The sequence below is a fragment of the Sporosarcina sp. OR05 genome (assembly GCF_041414805.1).
GTDB lineage: Bacteria > Bacillota > Bacilli > Bacillales_A > Planococcaceae > Sporosarcina > Sporosarcina saromensis.
The window spans coordinates 1-11,209 of sequence record NZ_JANKJL010000023.1 but is presented as its reverse complement, the minus strand read 5'-3'; the positions used below and the strand labels follow the sequence as shown (position 1 = coordinate 11,209).

General features: G+C 39.7%; 11 protein-coding genes. 8 read left to right on the top strand and 3 right to left on the bottom strand.

Annotated features, from left to right (window positions below):
* Positions 1–223: 223 nt before the first annotated feature.
* The 8 genes from NRI27_RS17805 to NRI27_RS17770 all read left to right on the top strand — a co-directional run bounded on the left by NRI27_RS17805 (position 224) and on the right by NRI27_RS17770 (position 8,642).
* Positions 224–1,237 carry a LacI family DNA-binding transcriptional regulator gene (locus NRI27_RS17805; protein WP_371391889.1) on the top strand — a complete coding sequence of 338 codons (1,014 nt, stop codon included), beginning with the start codon at positions 224–226 and terminating at the stop codon, positions 1,235–1,237.
* Between the two features lie 241 nt (positions 1,238–1,478).
* Positions 1,479–2,507 (top strand): TRAP transporter substrate-binding protein DctP, encoded by a 1,029-nt coding sequence (dctP, locus tag NRI27_RS17800; RefSeq protein WP_371391888.1) that lies wholly within the window; start codon positions 1,479–1,481, stop codon positions 2,505–2,507.
* 61 nt (positions 2,508–2,568) lie between these two features.
* Positions 2,569–3,054, top strand: coding sequence for a TRAP transporter small permease (locus tag NRI27_RS17795; RefSeq protein WP_371391887.1), 486 nt, complete (start codon positions 2,569–2,571; stop codon positions 3,052–3,054).
* Between the two features lie 9 nt (positions 3,055–3,063).
* Entirely contained in the window at positions 3,064–4,338 is a 1,275-nt protein-coding gene (locus NRI27_RS17790; RefSeq protein ID WP_371391886.1) for a TRAP transporter large permease, read from the top strand.
* A gap of 83 nt (positions 4,339–4,421) precedes the next feature.
* Complete coding sequence (gene iolC, locus NRI27_RS17785; RefSeq protein ID WP_371391885.1) at positions 4,422–5,423, top strand: 5-dehydro-2-deoxygluconokinase; 1,002 nt, start codon at positions 4,422–4,424, stop codon at positions 5,421–5,423.
* Positions 5,424–5,441: 18 nt separating this feature from the next.
* Positions 5,442–6,905: a CoA-acylating methylmalonate-semialdehyde dehydrogenase gene (locus NRI27_RS17780; RefSeq protein ID WP_371391884.1), complete on the top strand. Its 1,464-nt coding sequence runs from the start codon at positions 5,442–5,444 to the stop codon at positions 6,903–6,905.
* 86 nt (positions 6,906–6,991) lie between these two features.
* Complete coding sequence (locus NRI27_RS17775) at positions 6,992–7,828, top strand: class II fructose-bisphosphate aldolase (protein ID WP_371391883.1); 837 nt, start codon at positions 6,992–6,994, stop codon at positions 7,826–7,828.
* 25 nt (positions 7,829–7,853) lie between these two features.
* Positions 7,854–8,642, top strand: coding sequence for a 5-deoxy-glucuronate isomerase (locus tag NRI27_RS17770; protein ID WP_371391882.1), 789 nt, complete (start codon positions 7,854–7,856; stop codon positions 8,640–8,642).
* Between the two features lie 428 nt (positions 8,643–9,070).
* Here NRI27_RS17770 and NRI27_RS17765 read toward each other — a convergent pair whose 3' ends face one another.
* The 3 genes from NRI27_RS17765 to NRI27_RS17755 all read right to left on the bottom strand — a co-directional run.
* Complete coding sequence (locus tag NRI27_RS17765) at positions 9,071–9,469, bottom strand: hypothetical protein (RefSeq protein WP_371391881.1); 399 nt, start codon at positions 9,467–9,469, stop codon at positions 9,071–9,073.
* Positions 9,470–9,524: 55 nt separating this feature from the next.
* Positions 9,525–9,884 carry a hypothetical protein gene (locus NRI27_RS17760; RefSeq protein ID WP_371391880.1) on the bottom strand — a complete coding sequence of 120 codons (360 nt, stop codon included), beginning with the start codon at positions 9,882–9,884 and terminating at the stop codon, positions 9,525–9,527.
* Positions 9,885–10,224: 340 nt separating this feature from the next.
* Positions 10,225–11,209: IS4 family transposase (locus NRI27_RS17755; protein WP_371391879.1), on the bottom strand; the 985-nt coding region annotated here is incomplete at its 5' end.

Here is an 11,209-nt window from a genome sequence, read left to right as displayed (position 1 = left end):
TCCAGTGTGCTTAAGCACAAGGGCTTTAAGAAGGACTTCAGCCCTTACAACGACTTTAGTCGTCAACATTTATGTTGAAATCCACCTCCTTTAGCGGGTGGTTGTTTAATTTTCCTTTCAAGACTGGTTTTCCAGTCTTTTTTCGTCCGTATGGACAATTTTGCGATTCCATGTAAGAATATAATTAGTTAAGCGCTTACTAAATGGTGAAGGGGGTTAAACCATGAGACCAACAATATATGATGTCGCTAAGGAGGCTGGGGTTTCCATAGCGACTGTTTCTAAAATCATTAATCATAAAGGAGGCATCAGTGAGCGGACGAAGAATAATGTCTTAAGGGTAATGAAAGAACTAAACTATCACCCGAATATTATGGCTACTGCGCTTACAGGAAAAAACACTAATAGTATTGGCCTAGTCCTACCGGATTTAGCAAACCCGTTTTTCTCTGAACTCGCAAGAAAAATTGAAGACCGCGGACATGAACTAGGATACAGTATCATGATCTGTAGCACAGACTATAAAAAAGAAAAAGAGCTGAAATACATTCAGTTACTGAAAAGTAAAAGTGTAGATGCCATCATTTTGGCATCTGGTTTTGAAGATGAAGAAGTGATTAGTCGCTTACTAAAAGAAAAACTTCCTGTTTCAATTGTGGCAAAAAATTTCCCATCAATATCAATCAATACAGTAGCTATTGATGACTTTCAGGGAGGGTATATAGCAACGACTCATCTACTGGAATTAGGACATACGAAAATTGCAATTATTGCAAGGGATGTCTACAGTAATCGTGAACGGATGAGGGGGTATTATCAGGCTCTAATGGATTATGGAGTGGATTACAAATTTGAATTCCGCTTTGCAACTGAGTCAAATGTTGAAACTGGAACAAGAATGGCGAGAGAAATCCTTGATTCTGAAACAGGGGCAACTGCTTTTGTTGCATGCAATGACCTATTGGCAATCGGCGCAATACAAGCGGGTAGGGAAAAAGGTTTTAACATACCTAATGACCTTTCGGTAGTAGGGTTTGATAACACAATTATCGCAGAGGTTTACGATCCTCCATTGACAACCGTTTCGCAACCTATTGGAGACATGGGAAAAGAGATTATGGATTTGACTGTAGCAGAAATTGCTGGAGAAAAAGGGAAGAGGAAAGTAATTCTAGTTCCGGATTTAATAGTGAGACGATCGACACGGATCCGTGTTGATGAAATGATTGATGAATAAGCATTAAACTTTTTCGATAGCCCTCTTTGACAAAAAAGACGAGGGCTTTTTTTAATCGTAGAAATATAAAAATTTACTAAAATAGATTGACTTCTATGAACTTATGGATTAAGATGAAAAAAACATTAGGTAAGCGCTTACCTAATGAGGAGAGGATTAGCAATCTCTCACATGGTGAAGATCATTAAAGGGATTTTTTGTTTTACAGTTGTTTCTAGGTGAAAAAACAGGGGGTTATATTGTGAAACGTGCTTTTCTTATTAAAGGATATTTATTAATCGCAGCGTTGGTTTTAGTCTTGGCAGGATGTACTAATTCTTCAGGGAAAAATGATGAAAGTGTAAGTGCTGACAGTGGAAAAGTAACATTGGACATCAGCTTAAGTTTAGCAGAAGGTAGTTTTGCGGACGTTGGCGTTCAAAAGTTCAAAGAAGAGCTACAACGACTTTCTGACGGAGAAATTGATTTAAAAGTTTATTATAACAACACTTTTGGAGGAGAACGTGAAGTAATTGAGATGATGGGAATCAGTTCTTTGGATATGGCAACAACATCAAGTGGTGCGCTAGGAACTTGGACAAAAGAGTTTAATATGTTTGACTTGCCATATTTGTTCAAGGATCATGACCATGCTTACCGTGTTTTTGACAGCGAGATTGGAAAGGACCTTGCTGATAAGTTCGAAAATAGTGCTAATGTTAAGATTCTTAGCTACTGGACGGCTGGTTATCGTTACTTGTCAAACTCAGTTAGACCAGTTAAAAGTGTCGAAGACGTAGCGGGAATGAAACAAAGGGTTCAGGAGAACCAAGTACAGATTGATACATGGAAAGCATATGGTGCTAATCCTACTCCGATGGGATGGACTGAGGTTTTCACAGGTCTACAGCAAGGCGTTATCGATAGCCAGTCAAACCCGCTGGATTCTATTAATACAATGAAGTTTTATGAAGTACAAAAATATGTATCTAAGCTTCCTGAGCTTTATCAGCCATATTTGCTGATGATGGGTAAGCCTGCATTCGATGCTTTGTCGACTGAACATCAGGAAATTGTTTTACAAGCAGCTGCCAATTCAGTGGAACATGCTAGAGAAGGCTTTGAAAAACTGGATGAGGAAGCAACAGAAATTCTGAAGGGAAAAGGCATGGAAATTCTAGAAACAGATGAAATTGATGTGGAATCTTTCAAAAAGAAAACAGAATCGGTTTACGAGAAGTGGGCACCTGAGTTTGGAGTCGACTTTATTGAAAAGGTTAGAAACTTTTAATTGTTGATCAAAGGGTAGATGGGCTTCTGTTCATCTACCTTTACATAAAGAGGTGAACCGTATGAAAGTAGTACTTACCAAGTATTTAGATAGCATTGAATTCTTGAATAAATTAGTTGGATGGGTTTTAGCTATAATGCTTTCCATGATGTGTATTTTTATTTTTTGGCAAGTAATTGCTAGAAAGCTTTTTGGTTCATCGCTTACTTGGTCTGAGGAAATTTCCCGATTTTTGATGGTGTGGGTAGTGTTGCTTGGAGCTGCTTATGCACTAAAAAGAGGGGAACTTATCGCCGTAGAGCTGTTGCCAGAACTGTTAAATGAAAAGGGCAGGAAAATCCTATTTGTAGCGGTTTGTACTGTCTCTATGATTTTTTATGTAATTCTAACAATTTATGGTTGGGACATAGCACAATCCGTAAAAGTGCAGATAGCGCCGAGTACGGGACTATCCATGTTTTGGGTATATCTCGCATTACCAAGCGGGGGATTATTATTTATCTTAAATACTTTTTATGTCGTGATTCAAAAATTCTTGATGAAATAGGGTGTTTCCATGCTAATAATATTTTTCATTTCTCTAGTCGTTTTAATGTTTATGAGCGTGCCAATTGCAGTAGCTCTCGGATTAGCGACTGCTTTGGGAATCGGTATGCATGAAACACTTCCGCTTATGACTGTCGCTCAACGGATATTCATATCGATCAATTCTTTTCCATTGATGGCAATCCCCTTTTTCATTTTAGCAGGAAACTTGATGCAAGTCGGGGGATTGTCAAAGCGTCTCGTTAATTTCGCAAGCTCGTTGGTTGGTCATTTTACTGGCGGTCTAGCAATGGTTGCGATAATTACTTCCATGTTTTTTGCTGCTATTTCTGGTTCGGGGGCAGCGACGACAGCAGCAATAGGTGCTATCTTAATCCCAGCAATGATTGCTAAGGGATATAGCAAGGAATATGCAAGTGCCAATCAGGCAGTATCTGGAGCATTGGGAGTCATTATACCACCGAGTATATCTCTAATTCTATATGGTGTTGTAGCAGGAGTTTCAGTAAGCGAATTGTTCATCGCTGGAGTATTTCCAGGGCTTGTTATTGTCGTATCTTTGCTAATTATGGCGTATGTAGTTAGTAAGAGAAATGGCTATACAGGCATGGAGAAAAGCACACCTAAGGAGATCTTTACAGCATTTAGAAAGTCTATTATTGCCCTGCTGATGCCTGTTGTTATTTTGGGCGGGATATACGGGGGATACTTCACACCGACTGAAGCGGCTGTAGTTGCAGTGTTCTATGGTTTTGTAGTAGGTGTGTTTATCTACAAGGAAATCAAAATAAAACAATTGTACAAAGTCCTCGTTGATTCGGCAGTGACAACGGCTATCGTTATGATCATAATTGGAACTGCTGGATTATTTAGCTTTTACATAAGCATTACAGGTGTTCCCGAATTGATAATGACACTAATATCAGGACTGACAACAAATGCAATTATTTTTTTATTAATCATCAATTTGGTTTTGTTAATTGCAGGAATGTTCTTTGATGGGGCAGCAGCAATATTGATTTTCACACCATTATTCTTGCCAGCAGCTATTTCATTTGGAATAGACCCGGTGCATTTTGGAATTATAATAGTCGTCAACCTTGCAATCGGATTAGTGACACCACCTGTTGGATTAAATCTATTTGTGGCTGCACAAATTTCGGGAATTTCCTTCTCGAGGTTATCTAAAGCAATTATGCCTTTTATTGTGATTTTGATTGTCGATATCCTGATTATTTCTTACGTGCCAGCAATTTCACTATGGCTTCCAGGATTTCTAGAGTAATTCAAACAAGAGTGGTAATGTAGGTTTATTAGGTTAAGCGCTTAACACACGGGTGGTTGGCATGAGTATAGGAGGAATAGTCTTTGAATCCACTAGTATTTTCGAATAATCGGGCATTCGATTTAATCGCCCTTGGTAGGCTTTGCATTGATTTAAATGCAAATGAAACAAATCGGCCAATGGAAGAGACAAGTACATTCACAAAGTATGTAGGTGGTTCACCTGCAAATATTGCAATCGGTTCGGCTAGGCTTGGGCAGAAAACAGGATTCATCGGAAAAGTAGCGGATGATCAAATGGGACGCTACATCATTGATTATTTATCAAAAGATGCAATCGATACTTCTGGTATTGTTATTGACAAGTCTGGTGCTGTTACAGGGCTTGCATTCACTGAAATTAAAAGTCCGGAGGACTGCAGCATTCTTATGTACAGAGATAATGTGGCCGACTTGAAGCTTCATCCGGATGAAATTGATGAAAACTATATCGCGCAATCAAAGGCTTTGCTTATTTCTGGAACAGCATTAGCACAAAGTCCATCAAGGGAAGCCGTCTTCCTTGCGCTCGAATATGCTGTCAAACATGATGTTGTCATTTTTTTTGATCTGGATTATCGTCCGCATACTTGGAAAGACAATGCCGAGACAGCAGTTTATTATAATTTGGCTGCGGAAAAGTGCAGCGTAATCATTGGAACACGTGAAGAGTTTGACATGATGGAAAATTTATTGAATGTAAAAGAGTCAAATGACAAGCAGACCGCGTCCCGTTGGTTTTCGCAGCGTGCGAATATCGTCATAATCAAACACGGAAGTAAAGGTTCAATTGCATATTTGAAAAACGGCGAATCGTATCAAAGTGGTATTTTTAGAACAGATGTGTTAAAAACTTTTGGAGCTGGAGATTCCTATGCATCAGCATTCATATATGGGTTGATGAAGGGATATAACGTGCCGGAAGCAATGAAATTGGGAAGTGCCTCTGCGTCTATCGTTATTTCGAAGCACAGTTGTTCGCACGCAATGCCTACAGAGATGGAATTGTTGGAATATTTGAAAACCGCTAATTACGAAACAGTTTAATTAAAGGAGAGAGGTAACATGACAAACTCAGTGGAACGATTACAAAACTATATAAATGGCAAGTGGGTTAATCCAATCTCAACAACTTTTGAACCTGTCTTTAATCCTGCGACTGGCGAGGTAATTGCAGAAGTTCCTCTTTCATTAAAAGAAGATGTGGAACAAGCGGTTCAAGCAGCGGAAGAGGCGTTTGAGAAATGGTCGGAATTTGCAGTACCGCGCCGAGCTCGGATCTTATTTAAGTATCAGCAGCTTCTGGTTGATAACTGGGATGAGCTTGCTAAACTTATTACGATTGAAAATGGTAAAAGTCTCGCAGAAGCTTATGGGGAAGTGCAGCGTGGAATTGAATGTGTTGAATTTGCAGCGGGTGCACCGACGTTGATGATGGGTAATCATCTTCCAGATATTGCAACTGGAATTGAATCGGGCATGTATCGGTATCCTGTAGGGGTTGTTGGGGGGATAACGCCTTTTAACTTTCCGATGATGGTGCCTGCCTGGATGTTCCCTCTTGCAATCGCTTGCGGCAACACATTCATTTTAAAGCCTTCTGAGCGAACGCCACTTCTGGCAAATCGACTTGCAGAACTTTTCACCGAAGCTGGCTTGCCCAAAGGTGTATTAAATATTGTCCATGGAGCCCATGCCGTAGTAAATGAAATTCTTGAGAATCCCAAAATCAAAGCCATTTCTTTCGTGGGATCACAGCCGGTTGCGGAGTATGTGTACAAAACAGGCACTGCAAATTTAAAACGAGTACAAGCATTGGCGGGAGCAAAGAATCATTCAATCGTCTTAGCCGATGCTAATCTTGAGCTGGCTACGGCGCAAATCATCAGTGCAGCTTTCGGATCAGCGGGTGAGCGGTGTATGGCGGCGGCAGTCGTCGCTGTTGAGCACTCAATTGCTGATGAGTTGGTTGAAAGTTTAAAAAAGGCTTCAGATAATATCGTTATTGGCAATGGCCTTGATGAAGATGTTTTCCTTGGCCCAGTAATCCGTGAAGGGCATAAAGAACGTACATTAGGATACATTGAGAAAGGGATAGAAGAAGGAGCATTTCTCATCCGGGATGGCAGGGAAGACAAGGAAGCTAACGGTGAAGGATATTTTGTAGGACCGACAATTTTTGACCATGTATCGATGGAAATGAAGATTTGGCAGGATGAAATCTTTGCACCAGTCCTATCAATTGTACGGGTTAATGATTTGGCTGAGGGCATTGAAGTAGCTAATGCATCTTCCTTTGCAAATGGTGCCTGCCTGTATACAGATAGCGCTGCTGCAGTACGCCAATTTAGAGAAACAATCGATGCAGGTATGTTAGGCATAAACTTAGGTGTTCCAGCACCTATGGCATTTTTCCCTTTCTCTGGTTATAAAAATTCCTTCTATGGAGACCTTCATGCGAACGGTAAAGACGGTGTAGAATTTTATACAAGGAAGAAGATGGTCACAGCACGCTACATGAAAAAATAAGATGGAACAGGGCGGCTGGAAACAGTTCGTCCTCTTTCTTATAAGTACATTGCTTTAAAATCGAACCTTATACGAGGAGATACGATATGAGTCTAGTTAAAATGAAAGAAATACTCATCAAGGCGGAAGAGGAGAATTATGGAGTAGGGGCATTTAGTGTTGCAAACATGGAGATGGTGATGGGAGCGATACGAGCAGCTGAAGAGTTGCGGTCACCAATTATATTGCAAATTGCCGAAGTAAGGCTTAGTCACTCACCATTGCACTTAATCGGACCAATGATGATTGCAGCTGCCAAAGAAGCAAATGTTCCTGTTGCGGTTCATTTTGATCATGGGGAAACGGTTGGGAAGATTAGGGAAGCGTTGAAATTAGGTTTTACATCCGTAATGTTTGACGGCTCCTCGTTGCCGATTGAACAGAATATTCAAGAGACAAAGAGAATAGTGTCCCTTGCATCCACTTATGGTGCAACAGTTGAAGGAGAGATTGGTAGAGTAGGAGGAAGTGAGGACGGTTCCGTTGATATTGAAATAGCAATAACGTCGGTAAAAGATGCCAAACGGTTTGCTGAAGAAACTGAAATTGATGCTCTTGCGGTTGCAATTGGAAATGCACATGGTGAGTATAAAGGTAAACCCAATTTACGATTTGCTCGGCTAAAAGAAATTTATGAGACAACGAATATACCTTTGGTTCTGCATGGGGGTTCTGGTATTGAGGAAGCAGAATTCCGTGAAGCAATACAGAAAGGAATTCGTAAGATTAATGTTGCAACATCCACTTTCAACCGTGTGTTAAAAACAATAAATGAACAAGTTCCATTCAATTATTATTTTTCGTATCATGAAAGGGTGGTTCAAGCTTCACACGAAAATGTTAGTAAGCATATAAAGATGTTCCAAAGTGAAGGACGTATCTAATTGATGATTATTAAGGAGGAAAAAAATGCATTATAGAAAATTAGATGAAATAAATGACGGGTATACAAAGATAACGGACGCTACTAATGTAAATTCCTTAATGAATATTGGCATTCATATATTACCTGAAGGCAAAGAAATAGAATTAGGGGAAGAGGCAGAAGAGCAGGCAATCCTTCTGCTGGAAGGTACTATACGGCTTAAATGGAATGGTCATATACAAGAAGTGTCTAGAAAGTCGGTATTTGAGGAATTGCCTTGGTGCCTCCATGTTCCACACAGCGTAAAAGTTCAAGTATCTGCTTTGGAAGCAAGTGAGGTGTTAGTACAATCGACAGAGAATATGCTTGATTTTGATGCGAAGTTATACGGACCTGATGAATGTGAAAGCACAACAGCGGGAGAAGGGGTCTGGGACGGTACAGCCCAACGTGTAATTCGCAGGATTTTTGACTATGAAAATGCATCGCATTCCAATCTTGTTATTGGTGAAGTGATTTCATGTCCTGGAAGATGGTCAAGTTATCCTCCTCATCATCACGACCAACCAGAAGTCTACTATTATCGTTTTGATAAGCCACAAGGTTTTGGATGCGCCATGATTGGTTCAAATGCTTATCGGATTGAGCATAATAGCTATATAGAAATACCAGGTAACTTGGATCATCCCCAAGCTACTGCACCAGGGTATGCAATGTATTTCTGTTGGATGATCAGGAACATCGAAAATAATCCTTGGACTGAAAGAATATTTGAAGATGAGCATAAGTGGCTCCTTGAACCAACAGTGATAAAAAATTCCTCATACAAATAAATAACAAATTGTTTGTATCGCAGTTTGGACCAGTGTTTAAGTATTCATATTACTATATTAATAAGAGTCAATCCACTAACTTAACGTTCCAAAGATTTCTGCATTGTATGACGGTGTATCCCGTGCAAACAATTCACAATATGTATTTCAAAAACAGAAATCATGCAGCTTGAATTTGATTTAAACGCGCACCGATTCGATCAGCAGCGAGTTTTGAAGCGTTGTAAACTATTACTAGTAAATCAAAGTGAACTTTTGAAATCAGGTGCCTGTGCTAGGTTGAATTCAGTCAATTCACTACAATTGCATATACATAAATCCAGTATGTTGTAGGCGTTGTGTTTTTTATTATTTCTTGTATAACCACACAAATTAGTTGAATTAACATGAATGTTTCTGGCACAGGCACCCACAAAAAGAAGATCGGGTCAACTTAACATCTGCAGGAGGAAATCCTCATCGATGATGAAAACTCTTTTCTCTTTTTTAGGTGCCCAGTCATTGTCAACCTCTTGCTTGAAAGGCAGCAACGGATAGAGCGTGATCGATGTACCGTCAATTTCTTTTACAATCCGTTCAATAATACCAAGCGTGATCAGTTTTTCAAGTGAACGATCGATCGTGTCGAAAGACAGCTTGAATAGTGTATGCGCTTGCTCCCTCACATTTGGTGCACAATATCCTAAATTGTGCATCACAATCCATTCAATTACGTCGAGGTCTTCTTTCGACAAAACCGCCTCGTGGTAATTTCGATGATAGAAAGATGCTTTCATTAACTCCCTATGACTCTCGAACTTAAAATGTCCATAATACTTGTTTTTCATCATGCACACTCCTCGTATTATTTGATTCCATCATACTTGCATAAGCCCCAAAAGCTTAGCATTGTCTTCTCGATGCTTTCCCTCCGTCAAACCGGTTCCACTCTAAAGCTGTAATGAGCAAGTCTTGTCCATGTATTTCATACTTCAAAACGTCTAAGCGAGCGAGTGTTTCTAAAGCAACCTTGAGCTTCTCGCTCGTCATTGAGTCGTGGACGCATCTAGCAAATGCTCGTAAAGTCGTGAGCAGCTGTCCCGGTTGAACGGTCACCGTTTCATTTTTCCAAACCCCTTCTTCTTCACGATCATTCACATATACCAGCAAGGTAATATACGTCGTTTTCTCTTCAGGTGTTGTCTCCCTCCACACCGGCTCGTCAATCAGTGAACTCGGCATGTTAATCCAACCTTGATTCATTTTCATCTTCCCCTTTCCATTGTGAACAGCCCTTTCACTCTTTATATAGATGGAGGTTAGCGGAAAGGATACAGGGGGGGATAAATTAATAAACTTTAATTGGATGTTAGTGTAAGGTCGAATTTAGTCAATTCACTACAGTTGAATATAGATAAAACAGAGTTGTTGTAATTGTTGTATTTTTGGCTGAAATAACATGAATGTTTATGGCCACTAGCGTTGCATAGTTTACACTAAATACATTAAAATCTATATTTTTACATTATGGTACTCCGGTAAAATTTAAAAAAGGGAACAGGGGTCTACAGTTAAATCAGTTCCCTTTTTTTTGTAATTTAATTTATTTAGCTTTGTTTTTCTTTGTTGCTTTTAACTTCTTCTCTTTTTTGATGAAATGTTGTTTATTTATCGGGTCGACAATGGCAGAGTCTTCACCATAATTTATTGGTTTCTCTTCTTCCTTGGACACTTTTTGCCTTCCTTTACTCTTTCTAAGCTTTCGGTTGACGTAGTTTAACAGTTTTCTAATCGTTTTAAACACATACAACCTGACGTTTCTAAAGAGTGTCCAAAGTGTTCGATTAGGCATATGAATGAGTCGCAGGATTTCTGCCAATGCCACTGTTATGAGCGCAATGTACATCTGGTTCCATATGCCAACTGGAGAAGTGCTAAACAAATGATCAATCTTGACATGCTGCTTTAACCACTTAAAGAAAAGCTCAATATACCAACGGTTTTTATACGTTTCCATGATCTCTTCTTCAGTCAGTTCCAATCGATTGGTTATTAGATGAAAGTGAGTTCCTTTGTCATCTACAAACTCAATATAGCGCAGTGGTTCTTCGCGCGTGAGTATCGAAACCAACTCATTGCGAAGGACCTTATCATGCGTTGGCGTTTCTGATTTTAGCGTTTCCATTCTAAAATTCTTGCGCGTACGCACGAGAAATTGAACGCCTCTTTCCATCCAGCCGCCCATCTTTGTCTTGTGGGCGTAGCCACGATCCATGACATATAATGCGCCATCAGCATCAATAATATGATTGACAGCGTCGGAGTCCGCTATATTCCCAGTAGAAGGAATCATTTTCTCTGGATAAACGCTATTTGCAGAGGCTAAAGCGACCCGTATATGCAATTTAATGCCGCAAGAGTCCTTAGAAACTGCAGTCCAGTTTAACGCATTTTTTGGTAATTTCCCATACGTTGCATCTATGATTTTTAGTACTCCAACATTAGAATTTATTCCTTTAGCTACTCCTTTTACTTGCCAATACCTTCGTGCAATACGGTTAAAGAGATCAACTAAGTGTTCAGTATCT

Bases quoted from the DNA above. Each gene is read 5' to 3' on its own strand.
- NRI27_RS17805 (WP_371391889.1), top strand. From the start codon at position 224: ATGAGACCAACAATATATGATGTCGCTAAGGAGGCTGGGGTTTCCATA.
- NRI27_RS17795 (WP_371391887.1), top strand. From the start codon at position 2,569: ATGAAAGTAGTACTTACCAAGTATTTAGATAGCATTGAATTCTTGAAT.
- NRI27_RS17790 (WP_371391886.1), top strand. From the start codon at position 3,064: ATGCTAATAATATTTTTCATTTCTCTAGTCGTTTTAATGTTTATGAGC.
- NRI27_RS17780 (WP_371391884.1), top strand. From the start codon at position 5,442: ATGACAAACTCAGTGGAACGATTACAAAACTATATAAATGGCAAGTGG.
- NRI27_RS17775 (WP_371391883.1), top strand. From the start codon at position 6,992: ATGAGTCTAGTTAAAATGAAAGAAATACTCATCAAGGCGGAAGAGGAG.
- NRI27_RS17770 (WP_371391882.1), top strand. From the start codon at position 7,854: ATGCATTATAGAAAATTAGATGAAATAAATGACGGGTATACAAAGATA.
- NRI27_RS17765 (WP_371391881.1), bottom strand. From the start codon at position 9,469: ATGAAAAACAAGTATTATGGACATTTTAAGTTCGAGAGTCATAGGGAG.
- NRI27_RS17760 (WP_371391880.1), bottom strand. From the start codon at position 9,884: ATGAATCAAGGTTGGATTAACATGCCGAGTTCACTGATTGACGAGCCG.